At 55.5% G+C, this 16,338-nt stretch carries 16 protein-coding genes; 2 read left to right on the top strand and 14 right to left on the bottom strand.

The window, feature by feature from the left end:
* The first annotated feature begins 115 nt into the window (after positions 1–115).
* On the top strand, positions 116–802 hold the full coding sequence (locus tag COMA1_RS07400) for a response regulator (RefSeq protein WP_090745958.1): 687 nt from the start codon (positions 116–118) through the stop codon (positions 800–802).
* Between the two features lie 103 nt (positions 803–905).
* Positions 906–1,481 carry a TIGR00645 family protein gene (locus tag COMA1_RS07395; protein ID WP_090745955.1) on the top strand — a complete coding sequence of 192 codons (576 nt, stop codon included), beginning with the start codon at positions 906–908 and terminating at the stop codon, positions 1,479–1,481.
* 397 nt (positions 1,482–1,878) lie between these two features.
* On the opposite strand, the gene COMA1_RS07390 is transcribed toward COMA1_RS07395, so the two are convergent.
* The 14 genes from COMA1_RS07390 to COMA1_RS07330 all read right to left on the bottom strand — a co-directional run bounded on the left by COMA1_RS07390 (position 1,879) and on the right by COMA1_RS07330 (position 16,317).
* Complete coding sequence (locus COMA1_RS07390) at positions 1,879–3,438, bottom strand: response regulator (RefSeq protein WP_090745952.1); 1,560 nt, start codon at positions 3,436–3,438, stop codon at positions 1,879–1,881.
* Positions 3,435–6,674: an ATP-binding protein gene (locus tag COMA1_RS07385; RefSeq protein WP_090745949.1), complete on the bottom strand. Its 3,240-nt coding sequence runs from the start codon at positions 6,672–6,674 to the stop codon at positions 3,435–3,437. The genes COMA1_RS07390 and COMA1_RS07385 overlap by 4 nt, the downstream gene beginning before the upstream one ends.
* Before the next feature lie 6 nt (positions 6,675–6,680).
* Entirely contained in the window at positions 6,681–7,823 is a 1,143-nt protein-coding gene (locus COMA1_RS07380) for an FIST signal transduction protein (protein WP_090745946.1), read from the bottom strand.
* Positions 7,824–7,848: 25 nt separating this feature from the next.
* A complete protein-coding gene (locus COMA1_RS07375) occupies positions 7,849–9,216 on the bottom strand; it encodes an ATP-binding protein (RefSeq protein ID WP_090745942.1) in 1,368 nt (455 codons plus the stop codon).
* A 351-nt stretch (positions 9,217–9,567) separates the two neighbouring features.
* Positions 9,568–9,777: a hypothetical protein gene (locus tag COMA1_RS07370; protein ID WP_090745939.1), complete on the bottom strand. Its 210-nt coding sequence runs from the start codon at positions 9,775–9,777 to the stop codon at positions 9,568–9,570.
* A gap of 21 nt (positions 9,778–9,798) precedes the next feature.
* Positions 9,799–10,554: a response regulator transcription factor gene (locus COMA1_RS07365; RefSeq protein ID WP_090745936.1), complete on the bottom strand. Its 756-nt coding sequence runs from the start codon at positions 10,552–10,554 to the stop codon at positions 9,799–9,801.
* Positions 10,555–10,715: 161 nt separating this feature from the next.
* Positions 10,716–11,345, bottom strand: a complete 630-nt coding sequence (locus COMA1_RS07360) for a response regulator (protein WP_090745933.1) — start codon at positions 11,343–11,345, stop codon at positions 10,716–10,718.
* A 221-nt stretch (positions 11,346–11,566) separates the two neighbouring features.
* Positions 11,567–11,740: a LuxR C-terminal-related transcriptional regulator gene (locus COMA1_RS07355; RefSeq protein ID WP_090745930.1), complete on the bottom strand. Its 174-nt coding sequence runs from the start codon at positions 11,738–11,740 to the stop codon at positions 11,567–11,569.
* 428 nt (positions 11,741–12,168) lie between these two features.
* Positions 12,169–13,782, bottom strand: coding sequence for a PAS domain-containing sensor histidine kinase (locus COMA1_RS07350; protein ID WP_090745928.1), 1,614 nt, complete (start codon positions 13,780–13,782; stop codon positions 12,169–12,171).
* Positions 13,761–14,225 carry a PAS domain S-box protein gene (locus COMA1_RS07345; RefSeq protein WP_176697913.1) on the bottom strand — a complete coding sequence of 155 codons (465 nt, stop codon included), beginning with the start codon at positions 14,223–14,225 and terminating at the stop codon, positions 13,761–13,763. The genes COMA1_RS07350 and COMA1_RS07345 overlap by 22 nt, the downstream gene beginning before the upstream one ends.
* A 2-nt stretch (positions 14,226–14,227) precedes the next feature.
* Positions 14,228–14,386 carry a hypothetical protein gene (locus COMA1_RS21040; RefSeq protein WP_176697912.1) on the bottom strand — a complete coding sequence of 53 codons (159 nt, stop codon included), beginning with the start codon at positions 14,384–14,386 and terminating at the stop codon, positions 14,228–14,230.
* Between the two features lie 260 nt (positions 14,387–14,646).
* Positions 14,647–15,015, bottom strand: a complete 369-nt coding sequence (locus tag COMA1_RS07340) for a response regulator (RefSeq protein ID WP_176697911.1) — start codon at positions 15,013–15,015, stop codon at positions 14,647–14,649.
* A gap of 43 nt (positions 15,016–15,058) precedes the next feature.
* Positions 15,059–15,793: a LuxR C-terminal-related transcriptional regulator gene (locus tag COMA1_RS07335; RefSeq protein WP_090745917.1), complete on the bottom strand. Its 735-nt coding sequence runs from the start codon at positions 15,791–15,793 to the stop codon at positions 15,059–15,061.
* Between the two features lie 56 nt (positions 15,794–15,849).
* Positions 15,850–16,317 (bottom strand): response regulator, encoded by a 468-nt coding sequence (locus tag COMA1_RS07330; RefSeq protein ID WP_090745914.1) that lies wholly within the window; start codon positions 16,315–16,317, stop codon positions 15,850–15,852.
* Between the last annotated feature and the right edge of the window lie 21 nt (positions 16,318–16,338).

Genomic DNA, 16,338 nt, shown 5'->3' with positions numbered 1-16,338 from the left:
GAGTGATGCGAGAACGCCGCTGGAGGACTTTTTCAGCATTCTGCTAGTCTAGAACACGGGCTTCGTATGATACGCCGTCCAGTATCGTACCCGGTAGACCATTGCCATATTGAACATGCTCACAGAGCTATCATCGTCAAGTGCGGCGCTTTTGATCGAGCCTGATCCGGACCTTGTCCGGACATTCCGAGAGCTGATAGTTCTTGCTTACCATTCGTCGGCGACACTGGATGTCGTTTTCTCTCTTGAGGAGGGTCTCACCTACCTAGAGACCCATCACGTCTCAGTGATTCTCATGGATCTCTCGCTGCCGGGCAATTCCGGACGAGAAGCAGTGGAACGGGTACGAGCGAGAGCCATGTCCAGTGCCATCATCGGCTTCCACCAAACAAGCGATCCCACAAAGCTATCTGATGCCATCCGTGCTGGAGCCCATGAAGTGTTGCCCATCATTCCCCCCTCAGCTGAGACGCTCCGGCTGTCTATCACCAGCGCCTTGATCAGAGCCGCTCGCCCTCAGCTAGTTACGGAACGAGTGCCCTCGACTGAAGCTCTCCCGACCTCATCCTTCCCCCTCACGAAAGTCGCACACGACTTAAACAACTGCCTGACATCCATCAATGGGTTTACCGACATTCTCCTCGCACGACTGTCGGCGGAAGATCCGTCACAATATTGCGCTGGACAGATCAAACTGGCATGCACACGCGCTGCGGGTTTGATTAAGCAGTTACCGCAAATCACCACTACGGCCCCCGCTCCTCACCTATCAAAGCCAGCCAACAACGCTTCGGCAACCTGATCTCCCCACTGCTCTTACGAATTGACAGGCCATCCTCGCCTGACTAGGATACGGACGACTCTCGATTGAACACGTCATCATTTTTTCTGAAAGGAGCCTTGTAATGTCCGACTCCGGTTTACCCGATAGCCGGGAAACCCACCGTTTGCATAAGCCCACCCACTCCGCCAGCAATCAGGTCGAAGCCACGTTCGAATCGATTGTCTTTGCCAGTCGATGGATTCAAGCGCCCCTCTATGTCGGACTGATCGTGGCAGAATTGCTGTATGCCTACAAGTTTCTCGTCGAACTGTGGGAAATGGTGATTCATATCCACAAGGTGGATGAAACGGCCTTCATGCTTGGCGTCTTGGGCTTGATTGACGTCACCATGGTTGCCAATCTGCTCACCATGGTCGTGATCGGCGGATACGCAACGTTCGTGAGCAAGCTGGATCTAGAGCACCATCCCGATCGTCCTGATTGGCTGACGCACGTCGATCCCGGCACGATCAAGATCAAATTGGCGGCATCCTTGATCGGAATCTCCAGCATTCATTTATTGAAGGGATTCGTGGATGTGGCCAATGAGAACCCAGAGCACTTGAAATGGAAGATTTTTATTCATATGACGTTCCTCGCTTCTGCCATCTTGCTTGCATGGACAGACAAGATTATGCAAAAGGACAAGAAGCACTGAGCCGGGGATTCCCTCGCGGACAGATGAGAGTCACGCTTGTCGGCTCGAAACAAGTCGGTACGCTGCGGAACACCTCATTGGAGGGATTTAGTATGGTCAGCTAGCAGTGTGCTGACAAACCCAAGAACGAGCTCAGAAATCGAACCCTGCCTGAGGTCACGAACGTCTGGAGAGTACCGCACAGGCTGTTCAGAAAGGCCATCCAGCAAGGCCGCAGCGAGGAAAGAGGCGAATCGTACTCTCTGCCGTACGTTGAGCCTCTGAGCGAGGCGAGAACGCCGCTGGTGGACTTTGTCAACAGCCGGCGAAGTCACTCACTTCTTCGTCGGCTGTCTCAAGATACGGTAAGCAGGCCGAAGGACCGTCTGATTCTTACCAGGAGTGTGGAGACGCACCGCTAGGCGGCCTCGATTCCCGCCGCAGCCTTGATAGCTTCGACGGTAAGAGGTTTTTTGAGATAGCCCTCGACGACAAATGGAAGCTCCGGTGGGATTTCGCCACAGGACATATCGTGGGTCAGTCCAAGAATTCGTAGCTGAGGAACCCGTTCTTTCAGCCGTTGCACCTGAAGACAGTCAGTCTCCGAGGTCAACAGACTGCACTCCGCCACCAATACACTCGGTACGCGCTCAGGGCCAATCTGACACAGATCTGCCACATTCACGAGGCTCACGACTTGGTAGCCGAGCTTTTCTAAAGTTCTTCTGATAATCGCCTGACTGACCGCTTCCTTCACATACATGAGTGCATTTCGCTGCACCCTAACCTGTGGTGGGCTCTGATCTGCCGGGGCAAATGGGAGATCGAACCAGAACCGGCTTCCTCGCCCGAGCTCACTCTCAAATTCGATGGTTCCGCCCATCACTTCCACTAACTGCTTTGCAAGGGCCAATCCCAGTCCCATTCCTCCATATTTTCTTCGATAGGATCCATCTAGCTGGACAAAAGGCTGGAACAAACGATCCGCAGCGGCCTTATCAATACCAATTCCTGTGTCAGTGACAGTGAATCGTATCCAGCTTGCTTCATCTGAAGATTTGAGCTCCATGCCTGCCGTCGCTTGTGGGGTGAGACCTACATGTAGGGAGATCTCCCCCTGCTCCGTGAACTTGAGCGCATTGTTGAGTAGCACAGACAGCAGCTGACCAAGGCGCACCCGATCACCCCAGAGCCTGACTGGAACGGTTGACACGATCTCATGGCGAAGCAGGATATTTTTCTCCTCTGCCCGCGCACGAAGCGGCGTCAGGTAGTCCTCCAGCATCCGGTGGATCTCGAACTCATCTTGGCTCAGTGTTACACGTCCCGACTCCAACTTGGAGAAGTCTAAAATGTCGTTGACGATTTCCAGCAGTGCCTTGGCAGATGTCCTGATTGTTTCCGCACAGTCTCGCTGTTCCGATGTCAGATCTGTGTCGAGGAGCAAGTCATCCATCCCAATGATGCCGTTCATCGGTGTCCGGATCTCATGGCTAATGGTCGCCAAGAACTCAGATTTCAACCGCGCTCCTTCCAGCGCAGCGTCACGAGCCTGAACCAGCTTCTCCTGGCTGTCACGCAACTCGCGCATGGCGTGGCCGGCCCTCAGCATGTAGCGGACCCGATGGCTGAGCAAGAGCCCATTGATCGGTTTGACGATAAAATCAGTGGCTCCGGCATCATACGCCTGGGTAATCGATTGATAGTCCTCCAGCCCGGTCATCATGAGCACCGGAGTATGCGTTCCTTTGGGTAACCGCCTCACCTCCGCGCAGACGGCAAACCCATCCATCTCCGGCATCATGATATCCAGAAGCACCAGATCAGGATAATGACGGACAAACGCCTCGACTCCGAGACGCCCGTTCTCTGCCTCTTCCACCAACCAGCCGGACTGTTCAAGCGCCTCGCGCGCGAGCATGCGGGCGATGGTATCATCGTCGATAATCAAGACGGTCGGGCGTCGTTCGGTGGTCATGCCGCAATACTTCCTTTGGTCACTTCTCCTCGAAGCGCAATACAGGCCGTCGCATAATGCTGCTCTAGTCTGGCTGCTACCTCATCGGCATGCGTTAAATCTTGGCGCTCCCCCATTTGCTCCAATTCTCGACAATCAGCGGAAACCGCCATGGCTCCAAGCTGGGCGCTACTCGACTTAAGGCGATGCGCTGCAGCACGCAGCTCCGCGGCATTCTGTGACCGCACGGCTGAACGTATTCGGTCGACAATGTCCGGCGATGTTTCGAAATACGACGTCACGACACGTGCGACAATATCAGGCTGTCCGGAACGTTGAAGCGCACGGATTCCCGCCAGCGCGGTTTGATCAATGATCGATCCGGTGGCTGGCTCTACCGGCTCTGATACGCCACGCGGATCCTCCTGCAAATCACCCACCATCTCCTTCCCCATGGAACCGGGTGGAATCGTCTGCTGACTGACCTCACCCCTAAGCCGGTTCGGAAGCCATCGAGAAAGCATGTGTTCAAGCTGCACGAGGGTAAATGGTTTGCTCAGGTGGTCGTCCATGCCTGCGGCGAGACACTGCTCTCTGTCACCCTGCATCGCATGCGCCGTCAACGCCACGATCGGCAGTCGTGGCGGAGGAGCAACTGCAGAGTCTCCGGTCTGTTGGGTCTGTTCCGCTTCACGAGCTCTGATCAGTTTGGTCGCCGTCAATCCATCCATCTCCGGCATCTGACAGTCCATAAAGACGAGTGCATACTCTGTCTTGGCTATCGCATCGACGGCTTCTCGCCCATTCTCCGCCGTGTCGATGCGACAATTGAGTACTTCTAACATGCCGCCCGCCACTTCGCGATTCACAGGATTGTCCTCCACGAGGAGAATACGAACCTCTCTCCTTCTCACAGGACGCTGATCCCTGACCGCTTCACCACGGTTGTCTGACGCAGCGATCGACTCCATCGGCCTCTGACTCGGCATATCAGCGGGCTTACAGTAGACCGTGAATCGAAAACAGGTCCCCTCTCTTGGGCGACTCTGGAGCTTAATGGTCCCACCCATGAGGGTCACCAGTTGCTTCACAATTGCCAGGCCCAATCCTGTCCCACCATACTTTCTCGTCGTCGACCCATCTGCCTGAGAGAAGGCATCGAAGATGTTTGTCTGGGCTTCAAGGGAAATCCCGATACCTGTATCAGTCACACTGATGGACAACCCATATCGCCCTTCTCTTGTCTCCTCCAGCTCGGCGCTGACGGTGATGGCACCCTGCTCAGTGAATTTGACTGCATTGCTGACTAGATTGACGAGGATCTGTCTCAGCCTTGTCGGATCACCGATCAGGGAAACTGGAATGCGCGGGTCGATGTGACAGGATAGTCTCAGTCCTTTCTGTTCCGCCGTAGGGGAGGACACTGCTAAGGCTTCCTCAACGGTCCGTCGAACCTCAAAGGGGATGGCCTCCAATTGTAATTTCCCCGCCTCGATTTTGGAGAAGTCGAGAATGTCATTGATGATTGCCAGGAGAACGGACCCAGATCGATGAATCGATTGAGTCAGATGCCGCTCTTTCTCGTTCAGTGAACAGCGAAGCAACAACTCCGCCAGGCCCAGCACACCGTTCATCGGTGTCCGAATCTCGTGGCTCATGTTGGCAAGAAATTGGCTCTTGGCACGACTCGCTGCTTCCGCCGCGTCTTTGGCTTGACGTAGCACCTCCTCAGCGGTTTTCCGGTCGGTCACATCGATGTGGATGCCAACCATGCGAGACGAGAGTACTCCCTCATTCCTAATGATGGTCCCACGGGCAAGGATCCATCGATAAGACCCGTCTTTATGGCGAAGACGATGCTCATTCTCGAGTGCTCCCACGCGCCCATTGAGATAGGCCTCAATCGCACCAAGAGAGCGCTCGAGGTCGTCTGGGTGGACTCGACATTCCCACTCCTGAAACGAATTGGCAAACTCATGATCCTCATATCCCAGCTGCCGCTTCCATTCAGGGGAAAAGTACATCTCATTGGAAGTGAGATCCCAATCCCAAATCCCAATGTTCGTACTCTGGACCGTCATCGTCAGACGCCCTTCGCTGGTCCGTAAGGCCTGTTCAACCTTTTTCCGATCAGCCGCCTCAAGTGCCAATGTGAGCGTGTTGGATACCGACACGGCAAAATGTTGCTCCTCCAACGTCCAAGACCGAAAGGGACCAATGTGCTCGTGACAGATCACCCCCACCATCCGACCTCCGGAACGGATCGGGATATCAAGCATTGAGGTAATTCCCAGGGGAGCTAAATAGCTCGCGGTAAACTCCGCCGTCTTTGGATCGTGCTGCGCATCATCCGCCACCACAGGTTGTTCCGCCGCCAACTCTCTGAAATAATGTGGATACGCCGTCGCCGTCAGTACGGTGCCCTGCGAATACTCTTGAGTGGTGAAATGAAAGAGCTTGGCACATTGAATCGCGGAACGATCCTCTGTAAAAAACCAAATACTGACCCGTTCGACACACAGAAAGACCGCGGCCACACGCGTGATTGTTTGAAAGGCCTCCTCGAGGTTCCCATTATAGATTTCTGGACTTTCTGCCAATTCAGACAAGCCGGTCTTAATACGCCGAAGCACGCCCTCAGTCTGTTGACGTTCCCGTTCAACCCGCTTCTGATGCGAAACGTCTCTGAGCACCAACACCGCGCCGATTGCCTTTCCTGCCAACAGCAGAGGCGTCACGACCAGGGCAATGGGCAGCAGTTCGCCATTCCTGGCCAACAACACTCCATCATCCGTCCGATAGGGATCACCGGACGCGAGTGAAGGAAACGTCGAGTCGGTAATGAGACATTCGGACCGGTATTCTTCGGGGCCAGGTGAAATCATTCGATATACCGAACGCCCGATGAGTGCGGGACCGGTTTCCCCAAACAATAGCTCGGCTTGAGAATTGACCAACTGAATCTTCCACTCCGCGTCCACGACACAGAGTCCATCACCCAGCGACTGGAGCACCGTCTGGAGTGTGTTCCGCTCCTGCTCGAGTTGAGTTTCGCTGCTTTGCTTGAGCTGAGCATACAGTTCCTGCATTTCCGCAGAGGAAAGAGCCAATGACCGCTCCAGAAGCGCATGACCTTGGTCAGCTTCGACATAACTCTGATTGATCTTCTTCAGCAGCTCATCCCACACCACCGGAGATGGGGGATGCGTCTCATCCAGATCCAGGCGTTTCAGTTGTCGAGCCAGCAAGGGATGCATAGGCAATCAGGCAGCCTCACTCAACGTCGTCAAGGTCATCGTCTGGTTATGCAGGTCACACGTTCCTGTGGCATAGGGGGAAATCTCGCCGTAGGAGTAGAATCCGATCTGTTGCGTCCCTTTTGGCAATACATCGAGTGTCGCCTCGATTTCCTCTTCCGTTCTGCCACCCAGCACGAGCCGCCGGCCGACACAACTGATCGCGAGCGCAAGTGTGCAGGCAGCCCCGTCGGCCGAGAGTTTGGTTGATGTGGCGGCTTCCGAAGCCCCTTGAACCAATCGGTCGAAATTCGCCTTCATGAGCTGAGCCAGCGATCCTTCTTGAATATCCCCCGCGAACGTGAGCGACTGGTCCCGTTCATTCACGGCCAAAATGGTCCTGACGAGACTCTTGAGATCCGACGTGTTAGCGCGCAGTGCGAGCGGAAACAAGAGGCCGGTTGCGGGAAGTCCAGCGGCTCGATCACCAAGGTATTCCTTGTACAGTTCGAGTGCAGGGCGGTCATCAAGCTCATAGAGCACATTCCCTTTCGACTTGGTGACTCGGCGCTCCGGCCCGAATCGATCCCAGCCTCCTTTTGATCCATGTCCGATTCGGATGTGATCGCCATAGAAGCCGACCGCCGTGACAAATCCTGGCTTGGGTTTTCTGTCCTGTAACACCCACGTCCGACAAAACCGATCTCCATCCCCGGCTAAACCTCCCGTGACGACCACCGACGAAGACACCTGAGAGTTGAGACCTCGCACCAGCTCACTTCCGTTCACCTGAAGCCCATCGGAAAGGACAAAGATGCCCCTGAGTCGTGCATCGTTCAGCTGTCGAGCAATATCCTGTCCCGCAGCAAACGAGTCTTCTGCCGACCGTACCGGAGCACTGGCCATCCGAATATCGGTACGGTCAAATCGCACGACCGCCGCGCTCACACTCTCATCACAAATTCGTGTTCCCAGAATTTCTCCTGCCGTCGAACAGCCAATGGCAAGCGAGCCCGGATAGTCGCTGAGCAATTCAGCAATCGGACCATCGGCATCGAGGAGGCTTGACGATCCAAACAGCACCACGAGCGTTCGAGACGAGTCAATCTTTGGTCGATGGCTGACAGACCAGCGCTTCTGCTGATCGAACCCAAGCGTATGGACTTCCATTTCATAGCCTCCTTTGTGGCTTGTTCTACGCGGCTATTTCCCCTGAGCCCGAATCATGATCCATCACCGAGCCGTCCATTCCTTCCTCAGCAAACTGCACCGTAAACCAAAATCTCGACCCGGTTCCCGGTGCCGACTCCACTCCGATCGACCCTTGCATCAGCTCGACAAGTCGTTTGGAGATCGCCAGACCTAACCCCGTGCCTCCGTGTTTCCTCGTCGAAGAACCATCGACTTGAGAGAACTCTGCAAAAAGAGCCGCCTGAGCTTCCTGTGAAATGCCAACCCCGCTATCCTGGACCACTATCTGGAACGATCCTGCCGTACAACGGCTGCCCTGCAGGGTTACGGATATCGTGCCTGCATCCGTAAATTTGATGGCATTGCCGATCAAATTAGTCAAAACCTGGCGGAATCGATAGACATCTCCCACGACATTGGCCTGAATTCCCTCCTCGGTCCTGCAGGAGAGCGTGAGCCCTTTGCCTTGAGCCCTGGCCCGAAACGATTCCACAATCTCGTGTACAACCACAGCCAGGTTGAACGGCTTGCGCTCCAACGTGATCTTGCCTGCCTCAATCTTGGAAAAGTCTAGGATGTCATTGATGATGTGCAGTAAGTCGTCTCCTGAACCACGAATCTGGTCGACATAGCGCCGTTGTTTCTCCGTCAGTGGCGTATGCGAGAGCAACTCCGCCATACCCAGCACTCCGTTCATCGGAGTCCTAATCTCATGGCTCATATTGGCCAGAAACTGAGATTTCGCCTTGCTCGCAGCCTCTGCTCGTTCTTTTTCTTTGTAGAGATCTCCCTGTACCGTTTCATTGACTCGCCAATAGACCAAGAGAGCCGCACACTCGGCTACGATGAATCCGCCGTGGATAAGGGCCCAGATCCAAGGATGATATTGAGCTCCGAAATGGTTGTACACCATGGTCGGAGCAAGGGTCCCAATGATCCCATGATCGATTACGATCGAGATGAGTGCTAAGAGAAAGGGCACCCAATCCTGGTACAAGACGATGACCGCCATCATCACAAAAAAATGAAAATGGGACTCGATATATCCACCAGATAGATGGACCAGCAGCGTCGACGCCAATATCAACCCACCTGTCGCCAAGGCAGCACGGAACCGCGCACCCAGTGAAGGTGTAAGGGCAAGAATGGCACAGGCCGCCAACAGCCCCCCGCCAATAAAGCCAGGCCAGACGTACAAGCCGGTCATCAGGCTAAACAGCGGGACTCCCACCGCATGGCTCCCTAACAGCCAGACAATACCCCGGTGACGTCGCGCCCACTCGACTGTCTCCAGCGAGTCTCCCCGTGGCAACGCTTCCCAAAACTGCCTGGTGTAACCAGAAAGAGCTAATGGTGTCACAACCTGTCCCATTACCAAACTACCTGAGACTTCGGCAGTTTCGGCAAACCAATATGGTATTGCTTCGGTCGTTCGATCCGAAAACTTGATCGAAGTAATCACGAGGGCGGGGATAGGCGACGATACGGTCGCCGGGAAGGACGACTGGCTCGAAACAGCTGGATGCGGCTCTGTGCGGTCCTCTCAATAGGGGAGCTCAGGCACACCAGCGCTTGATCACGAATGGGAAAAAGAAGCCTTTGACTCGTGAAAGAACTTCTTCGGCCGTGAATGATTTTGCCAGAGCATATTCGGCACCGAGAGCCGTTGCCGTCCCGCACGTATCAATGCCCTCGATTAGATTGTGGCAGAGCCCGAGGGTCTTCAGAGATGGGGTATGCGCCCGCAGGTCGATGATGATTCGATCCCATGTACGTTGGGGAGATCGAGATCCAGCCTGACCAGCACCAGCTGACCACGTTCGATACGCGCCAACGCCTGATATCCGTCGCTGGCGTCTTCACGAGGAGAACCCTCCGCCTCCGGGATGTGGCGCATCCATACCCGAAGCTGCTGATCAGATTCGGCACTCAATAGGTGCGATTTGGCTCCTTACTATTTCCCATGAAACACAGACCGGCGGCCGCCCAACTTGAGATCTTCCATATAGAGAGCTGCGGCTTGTGCCCGCCGCGCGATCTGCAACTTTCTGAACATATTCGCCATATAATTCTTCACCGTCTTCGGAGACAACGCGAGTTCCATCGCGATTTGCTGGTTCGTTTTTCCGTCCGCCACCAGCGGCATCAGGCGCCGCTCCTGGGGAGACAGCTCCTGGAGCCTTGATTTTTTCGGGCCGTCTGCGGCCTTCCTCGGAGAGGTGACGGTCCGAGCGACCTTTTCTCCAGAGACAGATGGTGTACGCTTGGCCATGCGGCGGATCACACGAAGCAATTCGAGACGGCTCATCTCTTTGATCTCATGGCCGCACGCACCAGGGTCAGCCACGCGATTGAACCTCGAGGATGTGCAAGGCATCGCTATCACGACGAGTCGTATCCCGGAATCAGCATCGCGGAACAGGCGGCCGCGTGTGTCGTCGGACTCGCCAGGGACGCGTGGCTGAATCAGTACCACATCCGGCTTGATCCTGGGGAATTGAGATATCGCGCCGGCCCGGCGATGGGATTCCCCCACAAGCACAATGTCTTCTTCCCCCTCAGGCATCGCTCCCACACCGAGCCTGACGAGATCATGACTGTGGGCAGTAAGGACTCGAATCGGACACGATGGGCAAGGATGATCCTTGCCGGTCTTGCGCGGCTCGATCCCTAATCGGCCGGTCTGAGAATTACGTGGTTTACCACGCATCAAGAAACCCCGTTAGCCCATCCTGTTCGGTTCCGCCACCACTCGGCTGACAGCTCACTCGAACACGCTGACGGACACAAAATAGTGAAGGTTTTGATCTGATCTGGAGATTTATTTTACCTGCCCGATACGACGTCGCATGCTGGTGATGGGGTCAGACATTACTTCGCAAGATGGCGATCAACGGCATACCGGATGAGATCAGCCGTCGTCTCCAATTGCAACTTTTGGAGCAAACGGGATCGATAGGTACTGACGGTTTTGACGCTGAGCTTCAACCGTGTGGCGACCTGAGAAACAGTTCGTCCCTTTGCCAACCAAGAGAGAACCTCCAGCTCACGAGACGAGAGCTGAGGGTTGGGGAGCATGGCAGGAAGGGGCCGCCCCTTTACGTCAATGGATCCATTCAGGTCCTTAGAGATGTATCGGCCACCGGAGCAGACGGTTCGAATCGCCTTGTGGAGTTCTTCGGGAGCAGACTCTTTTGTCAGGTATGCCGATACTCCATGTTGGAACGCGAGTCTCAGATACTGCGGATCGCTGTGGATGGTCAGGACCACGCAGGTGATCTTCGTGCGTACCTTCTTGAGTTGTTTCAGCAACGTCAGACCACTGTGGTCCGGAAGCTGGATATCGAGAATCACCACCTCGATCGGCTGGGCACGCGTGATTCGCAAGGCCTCATCAGCAGTCGCAGCCTCACGAATGGTGGAGGATGGATAGTGGCACTCAATCACTTGCCTGACGGCGAGACGAAGCAAGGGGTGATCATCAACAAGGAGAATATGCATAGGCGTTCTTGATCACCACGTTATGGCCCGTGGACTCTTATCGGTCAGCATACCGCCGGATGTTACGGGGATATATCAGACCGGAGCCTATCGGTATGTCCGTACCCGTCCTACAGCGCCATCAGACCAGCTCCATAGGGTGCTGGTGGGCATTCCTATGATCATGGGGCGAGGACTTGACGAATATCGTACAAAAGCGTGCCGCCGCAGTGGCGTGATGGCTAGGTCGTCTGATGATGCTCAATCCCGTAATGGATGAGTTCGGCCGTCGTGCGGAGATCAAGTTTGCTGGGATGTCTGGTGCGGTAGGTATTGACGGTTTTGACACTGAGCGTCGTCTCGGCGCCGATAGCCGAGACTGTCTTGCACTGCCCGAGCAGCCACAGAACCTCCATCTCTCGGTCAGAGAGAAACGCATGCTGCACCGCTGGATGGGTGCTGTGTAGATGGTGAGCAACCAGGTCGCCTGGCGTACCGGAATGTACCGCCGGCCCGCCAGGATCTCTTTCACAGCCATCAGGAGTTCGGAAGGCGCTTGATCATTGGTCAGGTACCCAGAAGGCCCAGGCCTTCAAGACGTGCAAGGCAAATTCACGCTCTAGGTATTGGAGCCAGGAGCGTCGGCCTCAACAGGTTGACCTCTTTCAACACTTCCAAGCCATGCCTGTTCGGCCGTGCAACATCGAGCATGAGGAGATCCCAGGCTTCGCGGCGGACAGCTGATACGGCACCAGCGACAGTCCCTGGTTCTTCGATGGGCGAACAGCATCCTTCATCACACGGCCGATCTCGGATGCCATGAGGGATAATCAGACAGTGGCAACTAGATCCCACTCCGGCGCCTCTTTCTGGTTGTGGCAGACTTCGGCCGCCGGGCCTGAGCGACAGGCCCGCGACGAGTCGTAGGGAGGTCGAGGGGAACCTGGATGGTGACCATCGTACCCCTTCGCAGCTTGGAATGTATTTCAACCTTGCCCCCCAGCAGCTCAGCCCGTTCCTCTACGCCTTTGAGACCGAATTGCTTTGTGGTTTTCACGCTCCGGATGTTGAATCCTCGGCCATTATCCACGACCCTCAACGTTATCCAGCCGTCAGTACGGCCCAACGTGACTGTGGCCATGGTCGCCTTGGCATGGCGAACCACATTGGTCAGCAACTCTTGTGTCATGCGGTAAATCGCACTTTCAACTTCCACCCCACAACGAGACTGGAAAGAAATTGGATCCGCTACGACTCGACAGTACAGGCCTGACCGCTCCTGGATGTCCGTTGCCAGACTTTCCAGGGCCGGCACCATCCCCAGCTCATCCAATAGCGATGGCCGGAGGCCCGAGACCATTTCCCTGAGAGATGCAAAGAGCCGATCGACCATGCCAAGCGCACGCATTACCTTCCGGCGTGATGCCGTAATCGAGCCCCTGCGAGGCTTGACGACTGTTCTGGCCAGATCCATCAGATCGAACTTCAGCCCGGTCAGCACCTGCCCGAATTCATCATGCAGCTCCCGTGAGAGCCGGCTCCGTTCTCGCTCTTCGGCAAGCTGCACTTCCCGGCTGAGCGCTTGAAGGCGTTGGAAGGAGTCCCGGAGCGCTTCTTCCGCCCGCTTACGGTCGGTGACATCTTCATGCGTAATGACACAGCCCCCTCGATCGCTCAGTGGCGTGACCCTCATGTTGAACCACTGTCGATGTCCTGGCCATGCACAGAGATATTCCGTTTCGAACACCTGCTTTCTCCCAGCTAAGACATCAAGGATCCCCGCCAACGTCCATCGCACCTCGGGACTGTCGTCTGCTGCGTGCTCGCAGACCCTCACATAGTTGGCACCGAGGCTGATCTGCGCCAGTCCCAACGGATCATTGTGCATCGCCGCCTTCTCCCAGACCCGATTGACCGCGACGATCTCGCCGGCTGCGTCGAGTACCGCCACATGGGCAGACAGTGAGTCCAAGATCTCTCTGTTGAAGGCTTTTCTGGCCCGTAACGCCTCTGTTCGCTCCGCAACCCGCTGTTCCAGGACTTCATGCATCCGATGCCGCTCCGTCACATTGGTGACCAGTGCGAAGAAGCTCGTGGGCCGACCGGCATCATCCCGCAGCACCGACACAAACTTGTGTACCCACACCTCATGCCCGTCTTTATGACAATAGCGATTCTCGATCTCGAACCAGGACAACTCCTTTGAAAGCACCTGTTCAACCTCGAACATGTTCCTGGCCAGGTCGTCCGGATGCACCAGCTTTGGAACCGTCAACCCCCGCAACTCCTCTTCAGAGTACCCAAGGAACGCACAATACGCGGGATTACAGCGCAGAAACCGGCCCTCAAGATCGGTGATGGCAATGCCGATGTCGGCATGCTGGAAAATATTCCGAAAGCGCTCGGTGATGTCACGGGAGATACCGAATAACGCTATCACACAACCTTGGTCGTCCAAGAAAGGTCCTTTGGTCGAAAAGAATGGTCTTTGCCCCCGTCTGCAGTGGTTGCACTATCCTCATACGTCATGGTCGCCCCGCTGGTAATGATCTTTCGATCTGCCGCCATCATAGCCTGAGTATCTGCGGCTGAAAAGATGACCCGATTATCGTGACCGATTACTTCCTCTTGAACTGTCCCAACACACCGACCCGCCGCATGATTGAGGAGCAGAGATCGTCCTTCGATGTCCTTGACAAACACGGTATCAGAGGTCCCATCAAGAATCGCCTGTAATCGCTGCCGGCTTTCCACACCTTCCTGGGTCCGCCGGGAAACTTCTTGCTCAAGAGTGGCATTGCATGTGGTGAGATTCTGTTCCGCCCGCCTCCGCTCAGTGATGTCCTGCACTACAGCGATGTGAAACGTCGACTGCTCCTCGACTTGCCGGAGAGGAGCCACGGTCAAATCGACTCATAGGGTCGACCCATCTGATCGGCTGTACCGCTTCTCCCTGGTGAAGTTGCGGAGCGGATACGTCCGGCTTTCAACTCGTCCATGTTGTCGAGATTGGCTTGTAAATCGTCCGGATGAGTGACGGCCATGAAGGTCGTGACAGTCATATCCTCACGCAACCAAGCAAGGATGCCACAGTCCCGGTGATTGACGCGGAGAAATCGCCCGGAGGCGATTTCATCAAGGCAATTCCGACGCCCGCCTGTTCGACGATGCCGTGAAACAGTTGTTCAAACTGGATGTCTGCCAGACCGTCACATAGGCGGCTCGGACCCGCGCACTCAGGGACGGCTTCAACGCAAGAAGGGCGCAGCCCAACAGCGGCATTCCCAATACAGGGGCTCCGCTCAGGGACAGCGATAGGTGGTCATGAATGGGCAAGGAGTGTATCGACATGATTCAGAAACGTCGTTGCATCGAAGGGTTTGGCCAAGGCATCACAAGCACCGAATACTTTTGCTACCACACAAGCATCGAACGCTGGAAGCGGATTTCCAGAAATCGCCAGAACCTTAAGAGGTCTCGCACTTGTCCGCAGGTGCAAGATGATTTCCAGACCTTCCACGTTGGGCATGAAGAGGTCCAGCACAACGAGCGCGGGCTCGGCATGCTCCAAGTAGGTCAGTGCCGCGTACCCATCACCGGCTTCTTCGATCTTGTGGCCCTTGGCCTCAAGGAGCTGTCGCAACCACAGCCGAACTTGCAGGTCGTCATCCACGACTAGAATCGTCGGCATAGTACACTCCCCTCTTACGCAGGAATCCTGCTCGCCATCGAGCTTATACCGTTGCCGGGCTCTTATAGTAGAGCGCCACGGCTTGGGTCCGGCGCTCGATCGCCAGCTTGGCGAACATATTGGCCACATAATTCTTGACTGTCTTGTCCGAGAGCGCCAGCTTCACCGCAATTTCTTTGTTGGTATACCCTTCGGCGATGAGCGGGATGATGCGTCGTTCCTGCGGCGACAAGCTATGAAGCTCCTTCGGGAGGAATACGTCCTCCTGCCGTTGCCTGAGCAACCCAAACGTCTTCTCAACCGCCTCCGGATCGAGATAGGAGTCCCCTCGCGCAACGGCACGAACCGATTTGATCAGTTCTTCACGACCGATATTCCCCAGTATGATTCCCTGTGCTCCCGCTTCGACGGCATGGCGAAAGAGAGCGGCGTCATTGTCCTTGACCAAGACGATGACTCGTACATCAGGAAGGGAGCGGAATAGTTGCTTATACGCTTCAACATCCTTACAGCCGGGGAGCCCATATGTCAGCAGCGTGATGTCCGGCTTCGTTCGCCTGGACTCGGTGAACAGATCGTCCACATTGTCGGTTTCACCCACGACTGTCAGGTCTCGCTCACTCTCGAGCAGAGCACGGATGCCGGCTCTGACAACTTGGTGACCATCCGCAATAATAATACGGATCGGATGGGGGGAATGTCCGGTAATCCTCAAGGGATCCTGACCACACCCCTCTTCGTTCAGTTGCCCTCGTCTATGTTGGGTCTTCCGTGCCATCTAAATAACCTCCCTGAGTAACGAACCACCGTATCAATTCAATTCCTGTCTTGATGCTAGCAGAACTTACCTAACTTAGGCATCGGAAGGACCTCCATTGTGATATAAGTATTGCTCCTACACATGATTTGAGAAGTGCCTGCGGCATGGAACGGGTCCATCATCACCCGACGGTCGAACAGAATGGTCCGTATGGCGTCGGACAGTTGCCAGGAAGTCGCTCCTTTGGTGAGATAATCGGAACCCCCATGGCCCCTCGCGAGTCGCGTGTATTGAGCATTGTCATGCCTGGTCAACACCAGACACTTACGGGAGGGACACAGTCGTTTGATGCGTTTCAACATCGTCACGCCGCTGGAATCCGGAAGCCCGATATCCAGGATCGCCATCTCCACGGACTTTGCCGGCACGATCCGGATCGCCTCCTCCTCGGCAGCGGCTTCCCGCACCACCGGAGAAGGGAGGTGGCTTTCTATGACAGGCTTGATGGCCTCGCGAAGCAGAGGACGGTCGGCGACGATCACCGCCCTGTTCGCCGGCTACAG

Origin of the sequence: Candidatus Nitrospira nitrosa (assembly GCF_001458735.1) — a bacterium.
GTDB lineage: Bacteria > Nitrospirota > Nitrospiria > Nitrospirales > Nitrospiraceae > Nitrospira_D > Nitrospira_D nitrosa.
Note: the sequence above shows the minus strand (reverse complement) of the source record. Positions and strands in the feature narration are given on the sequence as shown.

Bases quoted from the DNA above. Each gene is read 5' to 3' on its own strand.
- COMA1_RS07360 (WP_090745933.1), bottom strand. From the start codon at position 11,345: ATGCATATTCTCCTTGTTGATGATCACCCCTTGCTTCGTCTCGCCGTC.
- COMA1_RS07375 (WP_090745942.1), bottom strand. From the start codon at position 9,216: ATGGGACAGGTTGTGACACCATTAGCTCTTTCTGGTTACACCAGGCAG.
- COMA1_RS07365 (WP_090745936.1), bottom strand. From the start codon at position 10,554: ATGCGTGGTAAACCACGTAATTCTCAGACCGGCCGATTAGGGATCGAG.
- COMA1_RS07385 (WP_090745949.1), bottom strand. From the start codon at position 6,674: ATGCATCCCTTGCTGGCTCGACAACTGAAACGCCTGGATCTGGATGAG.
- COMA1_RS07395 (WP_090745955.1), top strand. From the start codon at position 906: ATGTCCGACTCCGGTTTACCCGATAGCCGGGAAACCCACCGTTTGCAT.
- COMA1_RS07380 (WP_090745946.1), bottom strand. From the start codon at position 7,823: ATGGAAGTCCATACGCTTGGGTTCGATCAGCAGAAGCGCTGGTCTGTC.
- COMA1_RS07390 (WP_090745952.1), bottom strand. From the start codon at position 3,438: ATGACCACCGAACGACGCCCGACCGTCTTGATTATCGACGATGATACC.
- COMA1_RS21040 (WP_176697912.1), bottom strand. From the start codon at position 14,386: ATGACTGTCACGACCTTCATGGCCGTCACTCATCCGGACGATTTACAA.
- COMA1_RS07400 (WP_090745958.1), top strand. From the start codon at position 116: ATGCTCACAGAGCTATCATCGTCAAGTGCGGCGCTTTTGATCGAGCCT.
- COMA1_RS07335 (WP_090745917.1), bottom strand. From the start codon at position 15,793: ATGGCACGGAAGACCCAACATAGACGAGGGCAACTGAACGAAGAGGGG.
- COMA1_RS07355 (WP_090745930.1), bottom strand. From the start codon at position 11,740: ATGGAGGTTCTGTGGCTGCTCGGGCAGTGCAAGACAGTCTCGGCTATC.
- COMA1_RS07340 (WP_176697911.1), bottom strand. From the start codon at position 15,015: ATGCCGACGATTCTAGTCGTGGATGACGACCTGCAAGTTCGGCTGTGG.